This is a genomic window from Thermostichus sp. OS-CIW-26, from assembly GCF_054058395.1.
In genome coordinates this window covers 1-25,825 of record NZ_JBSSAG010000038.1, presented here as the reverse complement: position 1 = coordinate 25,825, position 25,825 = coordinate 1, and the positions used below count along the sequence as shown (strand labels likewise).

General features: G+C 58.0%; 20 protein-coding genes and 3 pseudogenes. 13 read left to right on the top strand and 10 right to left on the bottom strand.

Translation table 11 applies throughout. The features are described from left to right. Nucleotides 1-316: pseudogene (locus ACVW0C_RS12425) on the top strand (RNA-guided endonuclease InsQ/TnpB family protein); the annotation flags it as partial. Nucleotides 317-466: 150 nt separating this feature from the next. Here the strand turns inward: ACVW0C_RS12425 and ACVW0C_RS12420 are convergent. Then, the gene (locus tag ACVW0C_RS12420) at nucleotides 467-1,543 is read right to left on the bottom strand and encodes a VOC family protein (RefSeq protein ID WP_414350063.1); all 1,077 of its coding nucleotides are present in this window, start codon (nucleotides 1,541-1,543) and stop codon (nucleotides 467-469) included. 413 nt (nucleotides 1,544-1,956) lie between these two features. On the opposite strand from ACVW0C_RS12420, the gene pflB reads away from it, so the two are divergent. The 10 genes from pflB (at nucleotide 1,957) to cysW (ending at nucleotide 15,938) form a co-directional block, all read left to right on the top strand. After that, complete coding sequence (gene pflB, locus ACVW0C_RS12415; protein WP_414350064.1) at nucleotides 1,957-4,263, top strand: formate C-acetyltransferase; 2,307 nt, start codon at nucleotides 1,957-1,959, stop codon at nucleotides 4,261-4,263. Nucleotides 4,264-4,343: 80 nt separating this feature from the next. Continuing rightward, nucleotides 4,344-4,754 carry a pentapeptide repeat-containing protein gene (locus ACVW0C_RS12410; protein ID WP_457385679.1) on the top strand — a complete coding sequence of 137 codons (411 nt, stop codon included), beginning with the start codon at nucleotides 4,344-4,346 and terminating at the stop codon, nucleotides 4,752-4,754. Between the two features lie 225 nt (nucleotides 4,755-4,979). Next, nucleotides 4,980-5,729 carry a pyruvate formate-lyase-activating protein gene (gene pflA / locus ACVW0C_RS12405; protein ID WP_457385677.1) on the top strand — a complete coding sequence of 250 codons (750 nt, stop codon included), beginning with the start codon at nucleotides 4,980-4,982 and terminating at the stop codon, nucleotides 5,727-5,729. A 191-nt stretch (nucleotides 5,730-5,920) separates the two neighbouring features. Then, the gene (locus ACVW0C_RS12400) at nucleotides 5,921-6,331 is read left to right on the top strand and encodes an OsmC family protein (RefSeq protein ID WP_414343934.1); all 411 of its coding nucleotides are present in this window, start codon (nucleotides 5,921-5,923) and stop codon (nucleotides 6,329-6,331) included. Between the two features lie 92 nt (nucleotides 6,332-6,423). After that, nucleotides 6,424-9,054 (top strand): bifunctional acetaldehyde-CoA/alcohol dehydrogenase, encoded by a 2,631-nt coding sequence (adhE, locus tag ACVW0C_RS12395; RefSeq protein WP_457385676.1) that lies wholly within the window; start codon nucleotides 6,424-6,426, stop codon nucleotides 9,052-9,054. A gap of 10 nt (nucleotides 9,055-9,064) precedes the next feature. Beyond that, entirely contained in the window at nucleotides 9,065-11,803 is a 2,739-nt protein-coding gene (locus ACVW0C_RS12390) for a bifunctional acetate--CoA ligase family protein/GNAT family N-acetyltransferase (protein ID WP_457385674.1), read from the top strand. Nucleotides 11,804-12,061: 258 nt separating this feature from the next. Then, nucleotides 12,062-13,066 carry a sulfate ABC transporter substrate-binding protein gene (locus ACVW0C_RS12385; protein ID WP_457385683.1) on the top strand — a complete coding sequence of 335 codons (1,005 nt, stop codon included), beginning with the start codon at nucleotides 12,062-12,064 and terminating at the stop codon, nucleotides 13,064-13,066. Nucleotides 13,067-13,240: 174 nt separating this feature from the next. Beyond that, nucleotides 13,241-14,296, top strand: a complete 1,056-nt coding sequence (locus ACVW0C_RS12380) for a sulfate/molybdate ABC transporter ATP-binding protein (protein WP_457385672.1) — start codon at nucleotides 13,241-13,243, stop codon at nucleotides 14,294-14,296. Nucleotides 14,297-14,302: 6 nt separating this feature from the next. Continuing rightward, nucleotides 14,303-15,115 (top strand): sulfate ABC transporter permease subunit CysT, encoded by an 813-nt coding sequence (gene cysT, locus ACVW0C_RS12375; protein ID WP_457385670.1) that lies wholly within the window; start codon nucleotides 14,303-14,305, stop codon nucleotides 15,113-15,115. Continuing rightward, nucleotides 15,105-15,938, top strand: a complete 834-nt coding sequence (gene cysW, locus ACVW0C_RS12370; RefSeq protein ID WP_414419677.1) for a sulfate ABC transporter permease subunit CysW — start codon at nucleotides 15,105-15,107, stop codon at nucleotides 15,936-15,938. Before cysT ends, cysW begins: the two co-directional genes overlap by 11 nt. A gap of 14 nt (nucleotides 15,939-15,952) precedes the next feature. Here cysW and msrA read toward each other — a convergent pair whose 3' ends face one another. Beyond that, the gene (gene msrA, locus ACVW0C_RS12365) at nucleotides 15,953-16,621 is read right to left on the bottom strand and encodes a peptide-methionine (S)-S-oxide reductase MsrA (RefSeq protein WP_457385681.1); all 669 of its coding nucleotides are present in this window, start codon (nucleotides 16,619-16,621) and stop codon (nucleotides 15,953-15,955) included. Between the two features lie 81 nt (nucleotides 16,622-16,702). After that, complete coding sequence (locus tag ACVW0C_RS12360; RefSeq protein ID WP_457385669.1) at nucleotides 16,703-17,635, bottom strand: ABC transporter permease; 933 nt, start codon at nucleotides 17,633-17,635, stop codon at nucleotides 16,703-16,705. Nucleotides 17,636-18,078: 443 nt separating this feature from the next. On the opposite strand from ACVW0C_RS12360, the gene ACVW0C_RS12355 reads away from it, so the two are divergent. Further along, nucleotides 18,079-18,540, top strand: coding sequence for a sigma-70 family RNA polymerase sigma factor (locus ACVW0C_RS12355; RefSeq protein ID WP_457385668.1), 462 nt, complete (start codon nucleotides 18,079-18,081; stop codon nucleotides 18,538-18,540). Here ACVW0C_RS12355 and ACVW0C_RS12350 read toward each other — a convergent pair. The 5 genes and pseudogenes from ACVW0C_RS12350 to sfsA all read right to left on the bottom strand — a co-directional run bounded on the left by ACVW0C_RS12350 (nucleotide 18,495) and on the right by sfsA (nucleotide 23,107). Next, nucleotides 18,495-19,688, bottom strand: coding sequence for an RNA-guided endonuclease InsQ/TnpB family protein (locus tag ACVW0C_RS12350; RefSeq protein ID WP_457385666.1), 1,194 nt, complete (start codon nucleotides 19,686-19,688; stop codon nucleotides 18,495-18,497). The genes ACVW0C_RS12355 and ACVW0C_RS12350 overlap by 46 nt on opposite strands. Before the next feature lie 264 nt (nucleotides 19,689-19,952). Beyond that, nucleotides 19,953-20,738 (bottom strand): exodeoxyribonuclease III, encoded by a 786-nt coding sequence (gene xth, locus ACVW0C_RS12345; RefSeq protein ID WP_457385664.1) that lies wholly within the window; start codon nucleotides 20,736-20,738, stop codon nucleotides 19,953-19,955. 12 nt (nucleotides 20,739-20,750) lie between these two features. Further along, nucleotides 20,751-21,005 carry a hypothetical protein gene (locus ACVW0C_RS12340; RefSeq protein WP_457385663.1) on the bottom strand — a complete coding sequence of 85 codons (255 nt, stop codon included), beginning with the start codon at nucleotides 21,003-21,005 and terminating at the stop codon, nucleotides 20,751-20,753. A gap of 261 nt (nucleotides 21,006-21,266) precedes the next feature. Then, a pseudogene (locus ACVW0C_RS12335) lies at nucleotides 21,267-22,289 on the bottom strand (GTP cyclohydrolase II); the annotation flags it as partial. A 98-nt stretch (nucleotides 22,290-22,387) separates the two neighbouring features. Beyond that, entirely contained in the window at nucleotides 22,388-23,107 is a 720-nt protein-coding gene (sfsA, locus tag ACVW0C_RS12330; RefSeq protein ID WP_457385661.1) for a DNA/RNA nuclease SfsA, read from the bottom strand. Between the two features lie 302 nt (nucleotides 23,108-23,409). Here sfsA and ACVW0C_RS12325 point away from each other — a divergent pair, with 302 nt between their 5' ends. Then, on the top strand, nucleotides 23,410-24,012 hold the full coding sequence (locus ACVW0C_RS12325; RefSeq protein WP_414332504.1) for a LabA-like NYN domain-containing protein: 603 nt from the start codon (nucleotides 23,410-23,412) through the stop codon (nucleotides 24,010-24,012). Between the two features lie 46 nt (nucleotides 24,013-24,058). On the opposite strand, the gene cbiE is transcribed toward ACVW0C_RS12325, so the two are convergent. Continuing rightward, nucleotides 24,059-25,318, bottom strand: coding sequence for a precorrin-6y C5,15-methyltransferase (decarboxylating) subunit CbiE (gene cbiE, locus ACVW0C_RS12320; RefSeq protein ID WP_457385659.1), 1,260 nt, complete (start codon nucleotides 25,316-25,318; stop codon nucleotides 24,059-24,061). After that, nucleotides 25,319-25,825, bottom strand: a pseudogene (locus tag ACVW0C_RS12315) (hypothetical protein); the annotation flags it as partial.

The window sequence follows — 25,825 nt, the reverse complement described above, 5'->3', positions numbered from 1 at the left end:
AGCCTGGTTCGAGTGCGTGGCGTGCGGCTATGAGAATAACGCCGATCGCGGCAGCGGGCCGGAGGCCTTTCGCGGCAGCGGGCCGGAGGCCTTTCGCGGCAGCGGGCCGGAGGCCTTTCTGGTCGGTGCCATCAACATCCTTGCTCGCGGGATACAGCTGTTGCGAGACGAAGGGCAGGACACGACCGACGCTGCGGTCGGGATGCGGGTGGGTGAACCACCCGTGTCAGCCCGGATGGCCTGTGGATCGAACTGCACGGGCGGTCGGAAGCAGGAACCCGCCGAGACGACTGCGCAAGGAGCCATCCATGCGTAGCGTGGTAGGAATCTCCGGCCTTCAGGCCGGGGAGGATGTCAACGCCTTCCGCATACCCGAATATCGGCTGGAAACTCAGGGGCAATCAATCGTGTTGATTAACTGGAGACATTCCCCTGGTGCTCCCACTGGATCCCTAGAACAAGGGTGTTAGCAGACCAGGGCTTGCTGCCGTTGTCGCTGTTGGCGTTCTAGAGCTTCAAACAGGGCTTGAAAGTTGGCTTCGCCAAAGCCTGTGGCTCCACCCAACCGTTGGATGACCTCGAAAAAAAACGTGGGCCGGCCAAACAGAGGCTGAGTGAAGGTTTGCAACAACAGGGGGGGGTGTCGGGAATCAGAGGCAGGCAAGGTGGTATCCAAAAGGAGCTGCTGCTCCACCAAGTCGTGCCAGGAGATGGTGGGCAACCCACCAGAAGGGAGTACTGCTCCAGAGGCCAGCTCCCTTGCCAGGTTTGTGTAGTACTCCGGTGGCACCTGCAGAAAGTTTACGCCTCCCTGTCGCAGCCGGCGCACACTGGCGAAGACATCTGAGCTGTGCAACGCCGCATGTTGCAGGCCAGGGCCATGATGGGCATCCAAAAACTCCTGGATCTGGGAAGCGGCACAGGTGGGCTCGTTGATGGCCAACTGGATCCCGGCTTCAGGATCTCCCACCACCACACTTTCTAGGCCAGAGGTGTTGGTGCGGATGCTATAGCGATACAGAGACCGCCAACCCAGCACCTGCCCATACCAATCTGCCGCTGCCTGCAGGGATCCCTGCTCCACGTTCAATACCAGGTGATCCCAGTGGGAAAACAGGTTCTCCTCAGCAGGGGCTGAATCGGGGATCCCTGAGCTGGGGATCAAAGAATGCCTGAGTCCATAAGGAGTGCGCAGGCACAGAGCAGGGCAGCCTTCGTCTTCTGCCGGGATCCACTCCACTTGGGCTCCTCGCCTCTGCAAAAGCTCTGCCAAGCCCAACAGCTCTTGCTCCTCCACCGCCAAGGCCACATCCACCACCCCAGGCGAATGTTGCTGCAAATAGCGATCCACCTCATCCCCGGCGTGAGCCGGCTGAGATAGGCGTAAGCGCAGGGATCCCTGACGCAGACAGAGGGTACTGCCGAGCTGTCCTTCCATTCGGAAGCCCCAAACTTGACAAAAGTGTTCCTGCCAACGGGGCAGATCCCAAAGATAGAAGTGCAGGTGATGGATCCCTTGGACGATTCGATTGGACTGGTTCATAGAGCAAGGCACTGCTAAGGTAAAGGCCGAGTATCCTGACGTTCTCACGGCAACAGACGACCTGGGCCGTCCTACCTCAGCATAGGCCCGCCATTTGCCGATGGAAAAGCGTAAAACAACGTTAAGAAGATATTAAAACAGCATTAAAAAATAGGATGAAAATAAGATTAAAAAATCACGCAACCGAAAATATCCTCAGAGCGCAAGGGACTAAAATTAAATCAGGCGAGGTGTATTTAGAACGCCTAAAAAAGAAACAGAAGAGTTGCTAAAAGCCCTTCGTAGGATCCCTATAAGCCTTGCAGAGATCTATTGGTTCTTTAGCTCTCTTTTAGAGCCTGCGTGGGGCAAAGGCCGGGGTGCTGCCTCGCCCTGTCGATAGATTATCAGGCGTAATAGCCGGGAGGATTGTTATGGTTGCCAGTGTGCAGCGTTCTGTAGCATCACCTACAGAATTGAAGGCGGAACCAAGGACGGGATCCAACGCAGACGGTCAAAAAGTTTTGAGCGATTTTGCGCCGGGATCCTGGCAGCGCTCCATCGACGTCAGAGACTTTATTCAGCGCAATTACACCCCCTACACCGGTGATGAAACCTTCTTAGCTGCAGCCACCGAGCGCACCCAGCGGCTGTGGGCCAAGGTCAAGGATTTGATGGCTCTGGAGCGAGAGCGAGGGATCCTAGATGCCGATACCGCTGTTCCCTCTACCATCACCAGCCACGCCCCTGGCTATATCGACCCAGAGCTGGAACAAATTGTGGGGCTGCAGACGGACAAACCCCTGAAGCGGGCCATCATGCCCTTTGGCGGCATCCGCGTGGTGGAGTCTTCCCTCAAAGCCTATGGCTACGAGCTGGATCCCCGCACCAAGGAAATTTTTACCCAGTACCGCAAAACCCACAACGACGGCGTTTTTGATGCTTACACCGAAGAGATGCGCCGCTGCCGCCGCTCCGGGATCATCACCGGCCTGCCCGATGCCTACGGTCGGGGTCGCATCATTGGGGACTACCGGCGGGTGGCCCTCTACGGGGTGGATCGGCTCATCGAAGACAAGCAGGCCCAAAAAGCCAGCCTAGACCTGGACACGATGGACGAAGAGACCATCCGCCTGCGGGAGGAGCTCTCCGAGCAGATTAAGGCCCTACAAGAGCTGAAAGAGATGGGATCCCGCTACGGGTTTGACCTGGGCCGTCCGGCAGCCAACGCCCGCGAAGCCATCCAATGGCTGTACCTGGCCTACCTGGCAGCCGTCAAGGAGCAAAACGGGGCGGCCATGTCCTTGGGGCGGGTGTCCACCTTCCTGGACATCTACATCGAGCGGGATCTGCAGGCCGGGATCCTCACCGAGGAAGAGGCCCAGGAGCTCATTGACCACTTTGTTATGAAGCTGCGCATGGTCAGGTTTTTGCGCACGCCCGAGTACAACGAGCTATTCAGCGGGGATCCCACCTGGGTTACCGAGTGCATCGGCGGCATGGGCCTGGATGGGCGGCCTTTGGTTACCAAAACCAGCTTCCGCATGCTGCATACCCTCTACAACCTTGGCCCAGCGCCCGAGCCCAACTTGACCGTGCTCTGGTCGGAGCGGCTGCCGGAAGCCTTCAAGCGCTACTGCGCCAAGGTCTCCATTGAAACCAGCTCCATCCAGTACGAAAACGACGACTTGATGCGCCCCTACTGGGGGGATGACTACGGCATCGCCTGCTGTGTGTCGGCCATGCGCATCGGCAAGCAGATGCAGTTTTTTGGAGCGCGGGTGAACTTGGCCAAGTGCCTGCTCTATGCCATCAACGGCGGTCGGGATGAGATCTCCGGCGAGCAGGTGGCTCCTGCTTTCGCCCCCATCACCGCCGATGTCCTGGACTACGACGAGGTGTGGCCGCGCATGGCGCAGATGATGGCCTGGCTGGCCAAAACCTACGTCAACACCATGAACATCATCCACTACATGCACGACAAGTACTGCTACGAGCGCCTGGAGATGGCCCTGCACGACCGGGACGTGCTGCGCACCATGGCCTTTGGGTTGGCCGGCCTGTCGGTAACAGCCGACTCCCTATCCGCCATCAAATACGCGCGGGTACGGGCCATCCGGGATGAGCGGGGCCTAGTGGTGGATTACGCGGTGGAGGGCGACTTCCCCAAATACGGCAACAACGACGACCGAGTTGACTCCATTGCGGTGCAACTGGTGCAGACCTTCATGGCCGAGCTGCGCAAGCACAAGACCTACCGCAATGCCATCCCCACCCAGTCCATCCTCACCATCACCTCCAACGTGGTCTACGGCAAGAAAACCGGCAACACCCCCGACGGGCGGCGAGCGGGCGAGCCCTTTGCCCCAGGGGCCAACCCCATGCACGGCCGGGACACCAAGGGGGCGGTGGCGTCGCTGGCTTCGGTGGCCAAGCTGCCCTACGACGACGCTCTGGATGGGATCTCCAACACCTTCTCGATTGTGCCGGCGGCCCTAGGTCGCACAGCGGAGGAGCGGGTTGCCAATCTAGTGGGGCTGCTGGATGGCTACATGCGGGATGGCGGTTTCCACCTCAACGTCAATGTTCTCAACCGCGAGACCCTGCTGCATGCCATGGAGCACCCGGAGCTCTACCCACAGCTCACCATCCGGGTTTCCGGCTATGCGGTGAACTTCATCAAGCTCACCCGCGAGCAGCAACTGGATGTCATTAACCGCACGTTCCATCAACACTGCTAAAAACAAGGCCGGGGATCCCTGAAGTCCGCCCATACCGGGGTCGATGGAAGGGATCCCCCATCGATAACCGAGGAGGCCCGATGATCATGACTGTTTGTAGCGCTGCGGATCTGGTCAGCCAGTATGCCTCAGGACGGCGCGATTTTCGGGAGATCGATTTGCAGGGGGCTGAGCTGCAGGAGATCCATTTGGCTGGCGCCGATCTCAGCTATGCCGATTTCAGTGGGGCCAACTTGGCGGGGGCCAATTTGCGGGGGTGCGATCTCAGCTATGCCGACTTCAGCGGAGCTAACCTATCGGGAGCCGATTTGCGGGGATGTCTCCTCTTTGGCAGCAATTTCCGAGGGGCGCTCTTAGAAGGAGCCTTGTTGGATCACGCAGATTTCGATGCCTATACCCATTTCCCGAAGGATTTCGATCCCAAGGCCCACCGCCTGCACGGCATCACGGTGGATACCTCCGTGCCTAGCCCACACGACCCATCGGTCTGAGCTGGGTGGGATCCCCAAGCTGCCCTTTCGGCTTTTTATCCCCCTTTCTCCCTTCCAGCCAGGATAGCAGCGGTCTAGCTAAAAGACCCTAGGGATCTAAAAAAATCTAGTCCCAACCTAATCCAAAGAGAAATGGAAACTGTGTTCTATTTAACCTGAGTTAGCAATCTGGAAGAAAACCTCAAGATTGATTGATATTTTGCAAAAGTCATCCAGGATAAAAGTATGGATACCGTTATGAACCCCCTGACACCAATTGCTGGGCGCATTCACTCGGTGGAAACCTGTGGCACCGTCGATGGGCCAGGAATCCGCTTCGTAATTTTTACACAGGGTTGTCCACTTCGCTGTTTGTATTGCCACAACCCTGACTGTCGGGATCCGGAGGCGGGACAGCTTGTTACGGTTGAGTCTTTAATTGCCGAGATCCAACGTTACAAGAATTACTTGCGAGGGGGGGGAGTTACGGCTACCGGGGGAGAGCCTTTGCTGCAACCTGACTTCGTGGCCGAGATCTTCCGTCGCTGCCATGAGTTGGGCTTGCACACGGCTTTGGATACTTCTGGCTATGGGCAACTGGAAGCAGCCAAGCCTGTGTTGGAGCATACAGATTTGGTGTTGCTGGATATCAAGTCTTATCTGCCGGAGCTGTATCGAAAGGTTACCGGCGTTTCGCTAGAACCCACTCTTAATCTGGCCCGCTATTTAGACCAGATCCACAAGCCTACCTGGATTCGTTTTGTGCTGGTTCCCGGCTTGACGGATCCCGAGGAAAACATTAAGGGTCTGGCCGAGTTTGTGGCCACCTTATCCAACGTGGAGCGAGTGGAAGTTTTGCCCTTTCACAAGATGGGGGAATACAAATGGCAGCAATTGGGATTGCCTTACACCCTTGCCGATGTCGATCCACCCACACCCGAACAGGTGAATCACGCCTTACAAATCTTTCGGGATCAAGGACTGGTGGCTATTTGACAATTCTGCAGTTGCGGCTTGGGTCAGCATAGCCAGGTCACGCTTAGATCCGAAGTGATTCACAGTTAATCTCTAAAACCTCTGCACCGTCTCCAGATTGGCCCTGAGCTGACTGGAATCCAAGTTGATCCCCAGGCTAACTTTACGGACTCTATGTGAACTGAAGAATACCCCAAGAGGAGGGATCCCCAATGGAAGTTTGCGTCACCTACCGCGATGGTGTTCAGTTCCAAGCGGAAAGCCGAGGGCACCGCATTCTCAGCGACCAGCCTTTGGACAATCACGGTCGAGATCAGGGAATGACGCCGCCGGAATGGTTTCTGGCTTCTCTGGGCGCCTGTGTTGGTTTTTATGCCGTCAAATATCTGGAAGCTCGGCAGTTGGATCCCAGTGGACTAGAGGTGGTGGTCACGGCGGAGAAAGTTGAGCATCCGGCTCGCCTAGACAACATTCACATTCGTGTAAAAACTGGGATCCCGCTGGACGGAAGGCATCAAAAGGGGCTGGAAAAAGCAGTTGATGCCTGCATCATTCACAATACGCTCACCCATCCCCCCACCCTGACCACCGAAATCCAAGTTCCTGCTCCTGTTGGCGCCTAGATTGCCATTCGGGTTATTCGACTATTTCCAACTATCCGATTGTCAATTGTTCCTATCGTCTAAGTCTTGATGAGTTTTGGAGGGATCCACCGATGCCAGTAACCAATCTAGCCGAGCTGGAAACCTTGATCCAGCAGGTGAAGGCTGCCCAAGCTGAATATGCAACTTTCACCCAAGAACAGGTAGACCGGATTTTTCACAGAGCCGCTCTGGCTGCCAACAACGAACGGATCCCGCTGGCCAAGCTGGCGGTACAGGAAACCGGCATGGGTATTGTGGAGGACAAGGTGATCAAAAATCACTTTGCCTCGGAATACATTTACAACAAATACAAACACGAGAAAACCTGCGGGGTTATCGAGCGGGATGAGAGCTTTGGCTACGAGAGAATTGCTGAACCGGTGGGTCTTTTGGCAGGTATTGTGCCGGTAACCAACCCCACGTCAACGACCATTTTCAAGGCTCTGATCACCCTCAAAACCCGCAACGGCATTATCTTTTCTCCCCACCCGCGGGCTAAACAATGCACCATTGCCGCGGCCAAAGTGGTCAGAGAAGCTGCCGAGGCAGCGGGCGCTCCTGTGGGGTTGATCGGCTGGATCGACGAGCCCACCATCGAGCTTTCTCAGGCCTTAATGCAGCATCCTGAGGTGAAGCTGATCTTGGCTACCGGCGGGCCTGGCATGGTTAAAGCGGCCTACTCTTCGGGCCACCCGTCTTTGGGGGTGGGAGCGGGCAATACCCCGGCAGTGATCGATGCCAGTGCCGATATTCCCATGGCTGTCAGCTCGATTTTGTTGAGCAAGACCTTCGACAACGGCATGATCTGTGCCTCAGAACAGGCAGTGGTGGTGGTGGATGCCATCTACGAGCAGGTCAAGGCCGAGTTTCGCCATCGGGGGGCCTACATTTTGGATCTGGAACAAACCGAAGCCGTGCGCCGCATCCTTCTCAAAGACGGTCGCCTCAATCCGGCCATTGTGGGCCAGTCGGTGCAGACCATCGCTGCCCTGGCCGGTATCCAGGTACCCGAAGGCACCAAACTGCTGATTGGGGAAGTGGAGAAGGTGGGGCCGGAGGAGCCCTTCTCCTACGAAAAATTGGCCCCCATCTTGGCCCTCTACTGCGCCAACGATTTCCACAGCGCCGTAGATGTTGCTGTCCAACTGGTCAATTTCGGCGGGCGGGGACACACCTCTGTTTTGTATACAGATCCCGCCAATCGGGACGATATTGCCTACTTTGAAAATGCCCTGCAAACCGGTCGAGTCTTGATCAACACTCCCTCTTCACAAGGGGCCATTGGGGATCTCTACAACTTCAAGCTGGATCCCTCTCTGACTTTGGGCTGTGGCACTTGGGGAGGCAATTCGATCTCCGAGAATGTGGGGCCGCGCCACCTGCTCAACATTAAAACGGTAACCCAACGTCGGGAAAACATGCTCTGGTTTCGGATCCCGCCCAAGGTTTACTTCAAGCCCGGATGTCTGCCTATTGCTCTGCGGGAATTGGCCGGCAAAAAACGCGCCTTTTTGGTGACCGATAAGCCGCTCTTTGAGTTGGGCATATTGCATCCCATCACCCAGGTTTTGGATGAGATTCGCGTGAGCTGGGATGTGTACCACGATGTAGAGCCGGATCCCACCCTCAGCAACGTCAATCGCGGTCTGGAGCAGTTGCGCCAGTTTCAACCGGATGTGATTATTGCGGTCGGTGGGGGATCCCCGATGGATGCGGCCAAGGTGATGTGGCTGATGTACGAGCAGCCCCAGGTGGAGTTTGATGGCTTGGCGATGCGCTTTATGGACATCCGCAAGCGGGTTTACGAGCTGCCCCCACTGGGACAAAAAGCTCAGCTCATCTGCATCCCCACCACTTCCGGCACCGGCTCCGAGGTGACGCCCTTTGCCGTGGTGACCGATGACCGGGTGGGGATCAAATACCCGCTGGCGGACTACGCCCTCACCCCCACCATGGCCATTGTGGATCCGGATCTCACCCTCAAGATGCCCAAGAAGCTGACGGCTTACGGGGGTATCGATGCCCTCACCCACGCTCTGGAAGCCTATGTGTCGGTGATGGCCAGCGACTTTACCGATGGGCTGGCCCTGCAGGCCATCAAGCTCCTGATGACCTACCTGCCGCGGGCCTATGAAAAAGGTGCTGCAGATCCCGAAGCGCGGGAAAAAGTCCACTACGCCGCCACCATTGCCGGCATGGCCTTTGCCAACGCCTTTTTGGGGGTGTGCCACTCCCTGGCCCACAAGCTGGGATCCACCTTCCATCTGCCCCACGGCCTGGCCAATGCCCTGATGATTACCCACGTCATCCGCTACAACGCCACCGACGCCCCCTTTAAGCAGGCCATTTTTCCCCAATACCGCTATCCCAACGCCAAACACCGCTACGCGGAAATTGCCGATTACCTACAGTTGGGCGGGGCGGATGACGATGAAAAGGTCATGCGCCTCATCGAGGCCATCGAAGAGCTCAAGCGGAAACTGGGGATCCCGGCCACCATTCGCGAGGCCCTGGGGGAGAAAGAGCGGGAGTTTTACGACCGTCTGGAGGCGATGGCGGAGCAAGCCTTTGACGACCAATGCACCGGCGCCAACCCCCGCTATCCCCTCATTCAAGACATGAAGGAGCTGTACGTTTTGGCCTATCGGGGCTGCCGGGTGGATTCTGCTCTCTACCACCAGCCGGAACCAGTGTTGGCCTAAGGAGTAGGGTATGTGGCAACGACTGGATCCCAGTGTGGATATCTGGAGGGCCCGATCCCATCCCCTGAATCCCATTTTTCTGCCCCGCTCGGTGGCCGTGGTGGGGGCAACAGAGCGCGAGGGCAGTGTTGGGCGCACGGTGCTGTGGAACCTCATTAGCCATCCCTTTGGCGGCACGGTCTACCCGGTCAACCCCAAGCGGCACCAGGTGTTGGGCATCCGGGCCTACGAGCGGCTTTCCGCCTTGCCCGAGCCGGTGGATCTGGCCATCATCGCCATCCCGGCAGCCGGGGTGCCGGCGGTTATCCAAGAATGCGTCGAGGCCGGAGTCAAGGGGGCCATTGTCCTCTCGGCAGGCTTTAAGGAAATCGGCCCGGAGGGGTTGGCCCTGGAAAAGACCATCCAACAGGCCGCCCGCGGCAAGTTGCGCCTAATTGGCCCCAACTGCCTGGGGATCCAAAACCCCCACACTGGCTTGAATGCCACCTTTGCCGCCCAGATGGCCCGACCCGGCAATGTGGGCTTCATCAGCCAAAGTGGGGCCCTGTGCACCTCGATCCTGGACTGGAGCCTGCAGGAAAATGTGGGCTTCAGCGCCTTTATCTCTTTGGGATCGATGCTGGATGTGGGCTGGGGAGATCTGATTGACTACCTGGGCGAGGATCCCCATACCCACAGCATTGTCTTGTACATGGAATCCATCGGGGATGCCCGCTCTTTTCTGTCCGCGGCCCGAGAGGTGGCCCTGAGCAAGCCCATCATTGTCATCAAGGCGGGGCGCACCCAGGCGGCAGCCCAAGCAGCCGCTTCCCACACGGGCTCCCTCACCGGCAGCGACGCAGTGTTGGATGCGGCCTTCCGCCGTTGCGGCGTGCTGCGGGTGGATCACATTGAAGATCTCTTCGACCTGGCGGAGGTGCTGGCCAAACAGCCCCGTCCTCAGGGCCCTCACCTGACCATCCTCACCAATGCCGGCGGGCCAGGGGTGCTGGCCACCGATGCCCTCATCCGCGCCGGGGGATCCCTGGCCGAGCTTTCTCCCCAAACCCTGGAGCAGCTTAACCAGCTCTTGCCCCCCCACTGGAGCCACGGCAATCCCATTGATATTTTGGGGGACGCAGATCCGGAGCGCTTTGCCCAAGTTTTGGAAGTGGTGTTGCGGGATCCCGGCAGCCAGGGCTGTCTGGTCATCCTCACCCCCCAAGCCATGACGGATCCCACGGCCACGGCTGAGAAAGTGGTGGAGACCTGGCGGCGCAGCGGATCCCGGCAGCCCATTCTGGCCAGTTGGATGGGGGGAGCTGGCGTGGATGCGGGCGAGCACATCCTCAACCAAGCCGGGATCCCCACCTACCGCTACCCGGATCAAGCGGCGCGGGTGTTCGGCTATTTGTGGCGATTTAGCTACAACCTCAAGGCCCTCTACGAAACTCCCACTTTGCCCCCTGCAAGAGCGGTCGAGCGGGATAGGGTGCACCAAATCCTCAGCCAAGCCCGGCAGCAAGGTCGCACGCTCTTAACCGAGGTCGAGTCCAAGGAGATCCTAGCCGCCTACGGGATCCCGGTGGTGCCGACGCGGGTGGCAGCAAGTTCGGAAGCGGCGGTGGAAGCTGCTGAGGCCATAGGCTACCCGGTGGTGCTGAAGCTTTACTCCCACACCCTCACCCACAAAAGCGACGTAGGCGGCGTGCAGCTCAACCTGCCCGATGCCGAAGCCGTGCGGCGGGCCTACCAGCAGATCCAGACTAATGTTGCCGAAAAAGCCGGATCCCAGCACTTTCAAGGGGTGACGGTGCAGCCCATGGTTCCCACCAACGGCTACGAGCTGATCCTGGGCAGCAGCGAGGATCCCCAATTTGGGCCGGTGTTGCTCTTTGGCAGCGGCGGCCAACTGGTGGAGGTGTTTCAAGATCGCTCCATCGGCCTTCCCCCCCTCAACACTACCTTGGCGCGGCGCTTGATGGAGAATACCCTCATCTACAAGGCCCTCAAGGGGGTGCGGGGACGCCGGGCCGTGGATCTGGAGGCGCTGGAGCAGCTTTTGGTGCGCCTCAGCCAACTGGTGGCCGAGCAGCGGGAGATTAAAGAGATCGATATCAATCCGCTGCTGGCTTCCAGCGAGGGCCTGCTGGCTTTGGATGCCCGCGTCATTTTGCGAACCGAGCAGGATCCCCAGGTGCCCTTGGCCATCCGCCCCTATCCCACCCAGTACATCTGGAGCTTCCGGGACGGCATCACCATTCGCCCCATTCGCCCTGAAGACGAGCCTTTGGTGATCGATTTTCACCGCCACGTCTCCGATTACAGCGTCTATCTGCGCTACTTCCACCCGATCAAATACAGCGCCCGCATCGCCCACGAGCGCTTGGTTCGCATCTGCTTTAATGACTACGACCGCGAGATTGCCCTAGTGGCCGAGCGGCAAGACCCAGAACCCCACCTCCTTGGCATCAGCCGCCTCTCCAAAAAACACGGCCTCCCTCAGGAAGCGGAGTTTGCCCTCTTGGTGGCGGATCCCTACCAAAGACAGGGGATCGGCACGGAGCTCTTGACCCGCCTCATTCAGGTGGCCCGCTGCGAAGGGATCCAGCACCTCACCGGCGAGGTTCTTTGCGAAAACGAGGCCATGCGCCGCCTGTGTCAGCGGCTGGGGTTTCAGTTGCGCCCTTCTCCAGAGGATCCCGGGATCCTCAAGGCTGCTCTGGCTTTAATCTCCGATCCGCCAATCCTCGCCACCTGCTCCCCCTAGAGATCCCCAGAGAACTAAAAACGGTTTACCGACTGGCTTACCGTAGAATAAGACGGGAAGAGTCCTGGCGCTGGTCCCCTCCCCTTTTGGGAGGGGGGTTGGGGGTGAGGGCGGACTCCCTCTGAGGAGGAGGAGAAGTTTTTGGGGATTGCTATGAACACTGAAGGGACACCTGCGAACAAATGGGGGATCCCCTCAGCAATCGAGGTGGTCTGGTCTGGGAGAGTTGGGGCCGGGATCCGCAGGCTGCCGGTGAGCATGGGGCGGTGGCTGGGGATGGGATCCCTAATTTTTGGCCTTCTTCTTGGCCTCAGTGGTTGTGTCAGCGGTATGGGCTCAGGGGGATCCAGAGAGGAAGTAGCGATTCTCCTGGCCTCCTTTGCGGTAACTCGAGACGCTTACCGGAAAATCGTTCCTGCCTTTGAAGCCCACTGGCTGGCGAAAACGGGGCAACGGGTGCGCGTAGAAAGCAGCTACGGCGGCTCAGCAACGCAATCGCGGGCGGTCATCGACGGGCTGGATGCCGATGTGGTGGCCTTGGCCCTGGCTTTGGATGTGGAGCGCCTCGTGGCTGCGGGTCTCATCCAGCCGGGATGGGAAGCCCGTACCCCCAACCAAGGGATCGTTACCCGTTCGGTGGCAGTGATTGTAACGCGGGAGGGCAACCCCCAGGGGATCCGCTCTTGGCAAGATCTGGCTCGGCCCGGCTTGCAGGTGGTTACCGCCAACCCCAAGACCTCAGGGGGCGCCCGCTGGAACTTTTTAGCCCTCTGGAGCGCTGTCCCTGAACCCCAGGCTCTGGCCTTCACCACCCAGGTCTACAAGAATGTCCGCATTTTGCCGCGGGACTCACGAGAGGCCACCGATGTTTTTTTCCAAAAAGGGCAAGGGGATGCCCTGCTCACCTACGAACATGAGGTGATCTTGGCCAGCCTGCGCGGCCAATCCCTGTTCTATGTGGTGCCGGATCCCAACATTTCCATCGACAACCCCGTAGCCGTGGTGGATGCCAATGTGGATCGCAAAGGCACCCGTGCCGTGGCCGAAGCCTTTGTGGACTACCTATTCACCCCAGAAGCGCAGCGGGCCTTTGCCGAGGTGGGCTTTCGCCCGGTAGAACCCACAGTGGCCCAAGAGTTTGCCTGGCGTTACCCTCCTGTTGAGAAGCGGGTTACCGTCGCCGACCTGGGCGGATGGGAGGTTGTCCAAAGCCGCTTTTTTGCCGATGGGGCCTTGTTTGACCGCATCCAAGCTCAGTTGTAGGGAGTCTCCCTTGTTTTGGATCCCCATTCAAGTTATCTTGGGAGCTATATCAACGGTTTGTTGACAGGTTTACCGTAGATTAGCCGCGGGTTTAACTGCCCTCACCCTCTCCAGAAGACTCAGCCGGCAACCATCCAGCAACTTCTCAGGCAAACCACTAGCTAGGCAGAACCTATGGGTATCACCATCGAAGGGGTATCGAAGCGTTTTGGGCAGTTTCAGGCCCTTCACCCCACCGATCTCACCATTCCCACGGGATCCCTGGTTGCCCTCTTGGGGCCATCGGGTTCTGGCAAATCCACCCTGCTGCGCCTGATTGCCGGCCTAGAAAAGCCGGATACGGGGCGGATTTCCCTCACCGGGCGGGATGCTACCCATGCCAGCGTCCAGGAGCGCAACATTGGTTTTGTTTTTCAGCACTACGCCCTGTTCAAGCACATGACGGTGCGGCAGAACATCGCCTTTGGCTTGGAGATCCGCAAGGCTTCACGGGCCGAGATTCGGGCACGGGTGGATGAGCTGCTGGAGCTGGTGCAGCTATCGGGGTTCGGGGATCGCTACCCCTCTCAACTGTCTGGGGGGCAGCGGCAGCGAGTGGCCCTAGCCCGCGCTTTGGCGGTGGAGCCGCAGGTGTTGCTGTTGGATGAGCCCTTTGGGGCCCTGGATGCCAAAGTCCGCAAAGAGCTGCGCAAGTGGTTGCGGCGCCTGCACGATGAGGTGCATGTGACAACGGTATTTGTAACCCATGATCAAGAGGAAGCCATGGAGGTGGCGGATCAGATCGTGGTGATGAACCAGGGGCGGATCGAACAGGTGGGATCCCCGGCAGAAATCTATGACCATCCAGCTACACCCTTTGTGATGAGCTTTGTCGGCCCGGTCAACGAGCTTTCTCCCCGCTCCCAACTCTTTTGCCAGCTTCCCGAGGTGCAGGCCGGCCCGCATCAGCTTTTTTTGCGCCCCCACGATGTGCAGATTGAGGTCAACCCCGGCAGCAGTGGTGTTTCTGCCCGCGTTAAGGAGATCATCCACCTGGGTCGGGAGATTCAGGCGGAGCTGATTCTTAGCGATGGCGGATCCCTGTGGGCCCATCTCAGCCGCGAGCAATATGCCAACCAACCCCTGCAGGTGGGGCAGCAGGTCTATGTGCGCCCCAAGGTGGTGAAAGCCTTTCCCGTCAAAAAAACCGACAAAAAAACCGAAATGACCGCAATGCCGGTGGGAGCTTGAGAAACGTTGCTGCAAGCTTTGTCTCAACTGTCTTGGCCGTGGCGGCTGACCCTGGGCTATCTCTTCTTGATGTTGATTCTGCCGCTGGCTGCCTTGATTGCCAAGTCCACCAGCGTGGGCTGGGCGGAGTTTTGGCGGATCGCGACGGATCCCGTGGCCCTCTCCGCCTATGAAGTTACTTTTGTAACCGCGTTGCTGGCGGCCCTGATCAACGGCGTGATGGGCACTTTGACCGCTTGGGTGCTGGTGCGCTACGCCTTCCCCGGCAAAAAGCTTCTCGAGGGGTTGATCGATCTGCCGTTTGCTTTGCCCACCGCCGTGGCCGGCCTCACCCTGGCAACGGTTTACAGCAGCAACGGCTGGATTGGATCCCTTTTGGCCCCCTTGGGGATCCGCATCTCCTTTACCCGCTTGGGGGTGGGGGTGGCGATGCTGTTTATTTCTTTTCCCTTTGTGGTGCGGACGGTGCAGCCGGTGTTGCAGGAGCTGGAGAAAGATGTGGAAGAGGCAGCCTGGAGTTTGGGGGCTTCCCGCTTTCAGACCTTCCGGCGCGTGGTGCTGCCCCAGATTCTGCCGGCAGTGCTCACCGGGGTGGCCCTGGGGTTTTCCCGCGCCGTGGGGGAATACGGCTCTGTGGTGATCATCGCTTCCAGCATTCCCTTTCGGGACTTGATTGCGGCGGTGCTGGTGATTCAGCGGCTGGAACAACACGACTATGCTGGGGCAACCGTGATCGGAACGGTGATGTTGGGGATCTCTTTCCTGTCGCTGGTGGTAATTAATCTTCTGCAAGCCTGGGGAAGCCGCCATGAAACCTAAGGGGGTATCGGGTGTCAAGCCGGAGCCATCGACAAACCCTTGGCTGTCGGGCCTGTTGATCGGGATCGTCGGGCTTTACATCGCGCTGCTGCTCGGGATCCCGGTGGTGAACATCTTCTATCAGGCGTTTCGAGAAGGGATCCCAGCCTTTCTCCATCGCCTGACGGAGCGGGAGTTGCTCAGTGCCCTGCGGTTGACGGTGCTGACGGCGCTGGTCGTTGTGCCCCTCAATACCTTTTTCGGCCTCTGTGCCGCCTTGGCCATTGCCCACCGGCGTTTTCCGGGGCGGGCGCTGCTGCTGAGCCTGATCGACTTGCCCTTTTCCATTTCCCCGGTGGTGGCTGGCCTAATGCTGGTGCTCATCTTCGGGCGTCAGGGTTGGCTGGGATCCTGGAGGGTTATCTTTGCCTTTCCGGGCATTGTGTTGGCAACGGCTTTCATCACCCTTCCTTTTGTGGCGCGGGAAGTGTTGCCGGTGTTGGAGGAGGCAGGCACCGACCAGGAAGAAGCCGCCAAAACGCTGGGGGCGACCCCCTGGCAGATCTTCTGGAGAATCACCCTGCCCAACATCCGCTGGGGCCTTCTGTACGGCGTCATCTTGACCAATGCCCGCGCCATGGGGGAGTTCGGCGCTGTGGCTGTGGTTTCCGGCAACATCATTGGCCGCACCCAGACCTTGCCCCTGTTCGTGGAAGATGCCTACCGCAGTTATGCCACCGGCTCAGCCTATGCGGCGGCGGTGGTGCTCTCCTTGCTGGCGGTGGTAACCCTAGTGGCTAGGGAGTTCCTTGAGCGGGGATCCCATTCCCGCCGAGTCTTTTGACGGTTGGGTTGGGGCTAGGCAGGCTCGGTGAGGATCTCTGGCAGACAAACCTTAGTGCCCCCCAGGCCGCAGTAGCCGCGCGGATTCTTGGCCAGATATTGCTGGTGGTAGTCTTCGGCGTAGTAAAACTCAGGCGCGTCTAAGATCTCGGTGGTGATCTGGCCGTAGCCGTGGGCGGTCAGGGCCTGCTGATAGAGATCGCGGGTTTTTTCCGCCAGCTCCCGCTGCGCCGGAGAATACACATAGATGCCGGAGCGGTATTGGGTGCCCACATCATTGCCTTGGCGCATCCCCTGGGTAGGGTCGTGATTTTCCCAAAACACCTTCAGCAGTTGGGCATAGCTGACCTGAGCTGGGTCGTAAACCACCCGCACCACTTCGTTGTGGCCGGTCAGGCCGGTGCAGACCTCTTCGTAGGTGGGGTTGGGGGTAAACCCGCCAGCGTAGCCCACCGCTGTGCTGAACACCCCTGGCACCTGCCAAAACTTGCGCTCTGCCCCCCAGAAGCAGCCCATGCCAAACATGGCCAGCTCCATGCCCTCGGGAAAAGGCGGCTGCAGCGGATGGCCATTGACAAAATGCCGATTCACGATCACCATCGGCTCGGCCCGGCCCGGCAAGGCTTCTTCCGGTTTGGGCAGGGACAGTTTCTTGCCAAGTTTGCCAAAGCCAAAGAGCACCATAGGGACAGCCCGATACATTCGTTAACAGTTACCAGCCTAGCTCAGTTGGCTCCTCATGTGTTGGAAAAATCCTTGATCGGGTCAGCTCACCGATTCAAACGCCCCCAGCCGCTTGGCCACTAGCAGATAGACGGTCATGATCCCCATCGGCACAACCGTGAAGGCTGCCGCCAAGGGAATGTTGCCAGAGGTGCCCTGAAAGGCGAGAACTGCCTGCCCGATGAAATAGCTGGAATTGCCCAGAGAATAGGGCACCACAAAATCTCCCAATGTTAAGGAAAAGGTAAAGACCGACCCGGTCAGGATCCCTGGCAAGGCGAGGGGAAGAGTAACATGGCGGAACGTTTGCCAACCCTGAGCTCCCAAATCTGCAGAAGCCTCAATTAAGCTATCAGGCACTCGCTCCAAAGCCGCCTGGATCGGCAGAATCATATAGGGCAGCCAAACATAGAGAAACACCAAGAAAATACCCAAGTTGGATACAGCCAGCGATGGCCCACCGATCCCGGGCAACTGCAAAATCTTTTCCACCCAGCCCTGTAGGCCCACATGGGTGAGTAGATAGGTAAGGATCCCTTCTTTGGCCAGGATCAACTTCCAGGCATAAACCCGAATCAAATAACTAGACCAAAGCGGTAGGAGCACCAACAAGTACAAAAAGTCCTTCCAGCGAGGAGAGGCCAGTCTGACCATGGTATAAGCCAGAGGAAAAGCCAACACAATTGCAGCTAGGGTCACTGCCAAAGCCATAGTCAAGCTGCGGACAAAGATATCCACATTGGCCGGAGTGAGCAGCTCTCGATAGGTGGCCAAAGTCAACTTTCTCAGGATCAGGCCGGTAAAGGGATCCAGATGATAAAAACTTTGCAGCAGCAGCGCCAGCAGCGGCCCCAAGTAAAAGACCAGTAACCAAATGAGAGGTGGCCCCAACAGAATGGCAAGGGTGAGCGTCGGGTGATGATAGAGGAATCCAAACAGATCGGGTTTATCGGTTATCTGAGTTGTTTTGGCCATGGCCAGGCAGGCATGAAGATCAGCTTTTCATTCCCTCTTTTTGGTGTTATTGGAATTGTAGGTCGACGAGCCAATAGAATTCAACAGAATTGGGATTGAGAAAGTGCGAACAGGCAAGAGGGATTGGCTTGTCTACACCTGCCGGCGGGTATCCTTTGAGGGAAAACGGCAATCAGAAGATGCCGGTATGGTCATTTCGACTCAAACTAGGACACTGCACCCACACCTAAAACATTGGTCGCGTCGTCGCGTCAGCGCTGCGGAGCAATAATGCATGGGGCCATAAGGCTTTTCTCGTATAGCCCAGGTGTCTCACTCTAGCCTAAACGACCATATCTTGCTTGGCGGGAAGTAGAGGGCCATCGTAGACAGGGATCCTTTGAACCTTTTGGGGGCATTGGGAGTCAGACAAAGCAAGGTTGAGAACAAGGGAGCGTCCTCTCGTGCAGGCGGCAAAGGATACATCCGATTGGGAGCTGATCCAGCGCTGCCTCAACGGCGACAGCCAGAGCTTTCGCCAACTCTACCGCAAATACCAGCAGTCGGTACGGAATATCCTCTATCCCTTGTGTGGAGCCGATCTTTTGGATGACCTGGTACAGGAAGTGTTTATTCGTGCCTGGAAAGGGTTGCCTCGGTTTCGCGGCTCGGCCCAGTTTTCCACTTGGCTGTATCGCATCTGCTGGAATGTGGCCTCAGATCAGCGACGGCGCTGCGCCCGGCAACACTCCCAAACCCAAAACCTGGCCCTCGGATCGGATATCGCTCACCCTGGCCCTGACCTGATGCACTTGCACTACCAACAGGCTCTACAGCAAAGCATGGCTCAGCTCAGCCCCGAACACAGAATGGTTGTAAACTACCCGACCCTGACTGCTTCGCAGCACAGGGCGGGCTTTCGGTAGCCCTGCAGTTGGCAAGCCAACCACGAACCTCTAGGCTGGTTCACAGCAGCCCCCAAAAGCGCAATCACATTCGCACCATTCAAATCCGCATCCCCTTCCCATCCACAGTGTCCACACTTAAACTGCTTCCCACTGCGGTAGGATTGCGCAGGGTCGGGATGAATGTGCAAACACCGGTGGCAGGTCTGCGACGTGTAGGCAGGCGGCACCAGAATCAAAGCAACCCCCGCACGCAGAGCCTTGTACTCCAAAAATTGACGGAGTTGATAAAACGCCCAACTGTTGGCCCTGCGCCGTTCGGCTTTGCTGCGTGGCTGTTGATTGACCCTTTCCCGAATCCCTGTCAAGTCTTCCAGAGCAATAGCGCTGTTTGTCGCCTTTGCCCTAGAGACAATAGCTTTGGAGATGCGATGATTGACCCACGCCTGAAAGCGCCTCTCCTTGCCAGACAGCCGTTGCAACAGTTGACGGCATCTGCGCCGCGAACTGCGGGTGCCCTTACTGGCTTTGCGTTGAAGTACCGCCCTCAACCGCGAGTGATGGTCTCGGACTTTGTTCAACTGCTGTCCATTCCAGTTGTCCCCCTCTGACGTATGGGCAATATCCGTCCTTCCCAAATCCACGCCCAGCACTCTATCCGTGCCTTGCGGTGGGGATGGCTCCGCTTCCACACAGATCTGAATAGAGTAGGAGCCGTCTTTACGCTTGACCAGAGTGGCAGATTTGGGATTGGAGCCTGCCAACTGTTCTCTCTGGTAGCGGCCAATCGCCAGCTCAAAGCGCTCTCGACCCCCAACCGTGGTCAGCGACACCGTCCAGTCTTTCTCGCGGAACGAAAAGATACGGGCATCGTAGGTCGCAAAGCCTCTCTTGAACGCTTTGACCGGACGGTTTTTCTGTCGGGCAACTTTACGGGCACCGGCCAGCCGTCTGCAGACCTGCTGAGCCAAGTTACTGGATAAGCCGAACCGAGCGCGAATCTGGTAATAGCAAAGGGACTGGAGTTTGACTGCGTTGACTACTTTTTCTGGTGTGTTTTGGTTGACCCAGTTCAACGCCTGCACAAAGGCATCCATTGTCGCATCCAACTTTGCGGCTTGCGACTGGGACACCTTGAGCTTGCAGGAGACGGTCAGGACTTGAGTCATGGTTCTATCATAACTTCCGCATTCCTCCCGGCACTGACCCTACGGGTACAGTGCGGGGCTCCTGCGATTTCTAGCTGAAAATTCTCGAAGAGGCCGCTCCATTTTAATTGGATGGCTGGTTGGTATGAGCTGTTATGGTCATTTAAACAGGAATGAAACATTTCCGCCTGGCTCCCCTCTTCCTCTGAGAGAAGGGGTGAAGGCAGTGGCAGGGAGCGTTTGGGGAGTGTCTCAACCTAGCTTGAAATGACTATAACAAGGCGCTTAAATATCCAGGGCAACAATGACAGGGGCATGATCGCTGGGTTTTTCGGCCCGCCGTGGCTCAACATCGATCCAGCAAGCGGTGGCTTTCTCCTGTAGCTCACGAGACAGATAATGATGATCAATGCGCCAGCCGCGATTCCTTTGAAACCCCCCCGAGCGATAGTCCCACCAGCTAAAATGGCCGGGATCTGGGGTGAACTTGCGAAACGCATCCTCAAACCCCAAAGCCAAGATCTCCCGCAGGGCTTGTCGCTCCGGTTCGGAAGCCATGATTTCTCCCGCTTTTTGGGGATCATAAATATCCCGATCTTCCAGGGCAATGTTAAAGTCCCCGCAGAGCAAGATGGGATCCCCTTGGCTCAGGGCAACGGCGAGGTAATCCTTCAGCGTGGCTAGCCAGCGCAATTTATAGGCGTATTTTTCCGATCCCACCTCAGAACCGTTGGGCACATAAAGGTTGAGAATACGGATCCCGCGGTAGATGGCGCTCATCAGCCGCTTTTGCTCATCCAAATCTGCCGCCGAAGGCAGCAGCGCACCAAACCCCCGTTCTACTTTTTCCGGGGGATCCCGGCTGATCAGAGCCACACCGTTGTAGGACTTTTGCCCGTAGACCTCCACATGAAAGCCCCGCTCCTGAAAGGCCGCCCGGGGAAAGTCTTCATCCACCACCTTAGTCTCCTGCAGGCAGAGCACATCCAGGGATCCCTGGCTGTCCAGCCAAGCCAAAACCTGAGGCAGCCGGGTGCGAATGGAGTTGACATTCCAGGTGGCCACTTGCATGAGGGATCCCGCTCACTCCACCAAGGCTCTTCCTCGGATTTGGGCCAGCCGCTCCGCATCCAGCACCTCACCCTCAGTGTAGTAGCCGGCAGCTTTTTTGGCCTCGATCTCCACACGGGCATCCGCCGGGATCAGCTCTTCTGGGATGGGCACCCGCTGCAGAACCTCAATGCCGGAGTTGGTGATGGCTCGATACTTGAGGTCGCTCATGGAAATCAGGCGATCGATTCGGGTTATGCCCAGCCAATGGAGCATGACTCTAGTCAATAATAAGCTCAACTATACTGAAAATAATGTATAATATGTTCAGTACGGATTACTACCAGTTGATCTTTCTGTTTACTTTCGAGTCTGCCAACATGGTAGCCAAAGCAAAGCAGAAAATTGGTAGTAAGACGACACGGAAACTGCGCTTTGGGTATTCTACTCAAAGCTTTGCGGGATACCGCCATTCTGGTTGGAAACAAACAGAATGCTATCGCTGCATAGTTGAACAGTGATGTTCAGCAGTGTTCAGCGTAAATGTATCAGCACATCCGGCATCAACTCCTGAAACCGGATGTCTTGCACCCCTGCCACACACTCGGTACGGGCGAAGTAGGCATCGGTCCGATCCCCTCCTTCCTGGCGCTTGCGGGCGTTGTAGACCAAAAACTTGGTCACCTCTCCCAAGGCGCGGCCTTCTTTGCGCAGGTACACGATCACCCCGGCTCCACCGGCTTGGGCCGTCTTAACGCATTCCTCAATGCCATGCACCAGATAGGGGCGGCAGGTGCAAATATCCGAGCCAAACACATCGGAACCATTGCATTCGTCGTGAACCCGCACCGCCAGGGGCAAGGCCGGGTCGGTGATGGCAGCCACCTGCCCGATGATGTACACCGTCTGGCCACCGATGGGCGGCAAAAACACCGATAGGTCTGGACGGGTCACCAATTCTGGAAACATGCCTCCCGTTTGCTCGAAGAGGGTGCGGCGCAGCAGGCTTTCGCTCACCTGCAGTCGTTTGGCGATCCCCGGCAGGTACCAGACCGGCTCGATTGCGGCTTTGGTGATCACCAGGCTGCTGTTGTCTTTGAGGATCCGGCCATCCACCCGTAACCGCCCTTTGTTGACCGCCTCCTGCAGTTCGGGCATGTGGATGTGGGCCTGAGTAATGGCAATAGTAGGGCGAATATCGTAGCCCTGGGCATAGAGGGGAGCAAAGACTTCCCCCACAACTGCTCCCCAGGGATCCAAAGACACAATCCGGTCTGGATCTCCCCAGCTTGGGTGAGGGCCAATCGACACCACCGGGGCAGTATGGGTTAAATCGGCGCGGTGATCCGCCTGCAGAGAGCCACTGGCCACAGCCAATGCCCGGTAAACAGCGTAGGCTCCCGAATGAGTGCCGATGACATTGCGATGGGCAAGATTGGTCAGGCTACCCACCACCGGCCCCCGCTGCAGTGGATCCAAGGATCCCCAGCGAATCGGCTGGGCTTGCGTCCCATGAGGGGAGGGATGGGAAGTCAGGACAATGTGATGAGGACGGGAGGAAGGTTCGCTCATGGTCCTCAAATGCCTGGAAAATGGAAGAATCTGGAGAAAACAGAATTATAGGCGATCCCCAGCCGTTTCCAGAGAGCTTGCCCCTTCTTTTGGGGTGCCTAGACAACGATTTTGGCCAAACCCAAGGGTCGGATCCCTGCCGGCGAAACCTCGACCCGATAGGGCAACATCTCCACTCCGACCTGCAGGGCCTCACGAAACAGACGGGCATAGCGGGGATCCCGTTCTTCGCCGGGGGCAAACTCGGTGCAATCGGCGCGATTGATCCAGTACAGCAGCAGGGCACGCTGACCCTGTTGGCGCACCGCGATCAAATCTTCCAGGTGTTTTTGGCCGCGAGTGGTCACCGTATCGGGAAACAGCGCGCGGGATCCCTTGGCCCAGGTGGTGTTCTTCACCTCCAGATAGACCGAGCCAGCGTCTCCTGTCAGCAGAAAGTCGATTTTGCTCCTGCCGCAGGTCACCTCCCGTTGCCGGCGGGAAAACCCTGCCAACTGGGGAAACCACCCTCGCTCCAGCCCCCATTCCACCAGGCGATTGGGCAAGCTGGTGTTGATCCCCACCCATACTCCATCCACCTGGATCATCTCCCAGGTGTAGGCCAGTTTCCGTTTCGGCTCTGGGTGATGGGAGAGGTACACAGGTGCCCCCACCTGACAGACCCCACTCATCGGCCCTGTGTTGGGGCAATGGGCGATGATCTGTTGCCCGTTTTCCAGCTCCACATCGGCCAAAAACCGCTTGTAGCGGCTGCGCAGCACCCCTCTGTGCAAGGGGCTCGAAAAGCGGTAAGGCACCGGCCCATCCCCGCACTCCATCCGCAAAGCCTCTCCTTTCGTAGGTATTTTTCTTTAGGATTTTGGAAATCTTCTCCGGGGATCGTCTCTCCTGCGCTAGGGTGAATCATGTGTCCCAAGGCTTGGGGCAGCCTTTTACGGCTTTTTCCGACTTCATGGGAATTCTGCAGATCACTCTGGGAAGCAGTAAGATCCCTATCGCACAAGAGAGGCGTCTGCATTAGCTGTAGTCAGTGCTGCCGGAAAGAGCTGTATTGGCGATTAAACCCATTTAACACCTCTTTTTTCTGCCCTTTTGTCAAAACTTGGAGAAGAAAACCCGAATGCTGCGTCTTGATCCTGATCCCGGCTTTCAGCCTGCGGATCCCTTGCAGGACAACCGTGGGCGTGTGGCCATATTCATCGACGGATCCAATCTGTTCTACGCCGCTCTGCAACTGGGCATTGAGATCGACTACACCCGTCTGCTGAAGACTCTGAGTGGTCGGTCGCCCCTTTTGCGCTCTTTTTTCTACACCGGCGTCGATCGCAACAACGAAAAGCAGCAGGGGTTTTTGCTCTGGATGCGCCGCAATGGCTACCGCGTGGTTACCAAAGAGCTAACCCAGTTGCCCGATGGATCCAAGAGAGCCAACCTGGATGTGGAAATTGCCGTGGATATGCTGTCGCTGGTGCGCTGGTATGAGACGGCTGTGCTGGTGAGCGGCGATGGAGACTTGGCCTATGCGGTCAATGCCGTTAGCTACCAAGGGGCACGAGTGGAGGTGGTCAGCTTGCGTTCCATGACCAGCGATCAACTGATCAACTTGGCGGATCGCTACATCGACCTGGAATCCATCAAAGACCAAATCAAGAAGACCAACCGTCCCTCCTCCGCCTACCTGTACCGACCGGGGTTCACCGCCGATGAGGAGGACGAGGGATAACTTTCCCTCCCCCACAGGGAGAAGGGAAAGCAGAGCAACGGGGGGCTTACTGGGCTTTCCAATTTGAAGGGATCCCCTGCAGCAGGTAAACCGGGTTCAGGGGGGCAAAGCGGGTGCCCTCGGCCAGGACGGCAGAGCGAGAGATCTGAACGTGATCCACTCGGACTTGCCAGCCGCGCGAACGCAGCCATTGCAGGGCCTCGCTGCAGGTTTCTAGGGTAGCGAAGTTGGCCACCAAGATCCCTCCAGGCCGCAGGCGGTCTTCCACCACCGGCAGCAGATTGCGGATCCCTTTGCCGCCACCGCCCAGCACCACCCGATCCGGATCTGGCAGGTCGGCCAACACTTGGGGGGCTGCCCCCGGGATCACCTGCAGGTTCTCCAGTCCAAAGCGTTGCCGGTTGCGCCGAATCAGGCAGATGCCGGCGGCATTCCGCTCAACGGCGTACACCTGAAGTTGGGGGGAAAGACGGGCTATTTCGATGGCCACCGAGCCGGTGCCGGCACCGATGTCCCACACCACGCCCTCCTGGGGGAGCTGCAGGGATCCTAAGGTGAGCAGGCGGATGGGCTGCTTGGTGATCAAGCCGGGCTGGTCGGGAAAGGTGTAGAACTGGTCGTCCGGGATCCCTACCAAAGGCCAGCGATGGGGATCTGGCTCCGGTTCTACCCGTCGCAGCACCACAACGTTGGGGCTGGGGAAAACGGCGTCTTCCCCTTCTTGGAGGGGCACGACCTGTTCTTGAGGGGATCCCAGTTGACTACAGACCCAGGCTTGGTAACGCACCGGCAGCCGCAGGTCGGCAATGAACTGGGCCAAGACGGTCGGTGTATGCTCCGGATCGGTGAGCACCACGATCACAGGGGATCCCTGCTTGAGAACGGCTTCCAACCGCTCCACTCCCCGCCCGTGTAGGCTGAGGATGGTCGCCTCCTGCCAGGGGATCTGCAGGCGGTTCAGGGCCAGCTGCACCGAGCTCACCTGCGGATAGAAGGCCAACCGCTCCGCTGGGAAATACTCCGTCAACAGCCGCCCGATCCCGAAAAAAAGCGGATCCCCGCTGGCCAACAAAACTAGGGATCCCTGAGCCATCTCCTGCTGCAAAAGCGGGATCCAACTTTCCACCGGCCCGGTGAGCGGGATCTTGCGGGCCGGATGATCGGTAAAGTGCCGGAGCAGATGAGGGGCTCCTGCCAAAACCCTGGCTTGGGAAAGGGGGGGGATCCCCCAGGAAGCCACAGAGCCATCCCCCGCTACCCCTACGACCGCAAGCTGAGGTGACCGCCCAGGTGCTGCCGTAGCCATTTAACGTTCGACAGGTGGGTGGTATTGGCGCATGTGATTGAGAAAATCCAGTCGCAGCTCCGCCACTTCCCGTTGCATTTCCCGCATCTCCCGAATAAAGCTGAGTTGAGCCTCGATCAGGCGGCCATCGCGCTCCCGAAATTGCTCCATCATCATGGCTTGCGCTTCCCTCAGTTCGGCAAACCCAGCCTGCATATCTCGGCGGCACTCCTGTATGGCCACCTCCAGCTCGTCTCCCCGCTCTTCGTTCTGTCGAATCCGCTCCTGGTTCTGTTGGATCAACGCCCTGATCTCCTGGATTTCGGTCTGGAGTTGGGCTTCCATAGCCTGCCGCTCGGCCCGCATTTCGGCCATCTGGGCCTCAAAGCGCTCGGCAGATCGTTGCTGCTCGGCCCGCATTTCGGCCATCTGAGCCTCAAAGCGCTCGGCAGATCGTTGCTGTTCAGCCCGGATCTCGGAGATTTGGGCTGCAAAGCCCTGCCGCATCTCAACCATCTGAGCCTCAAA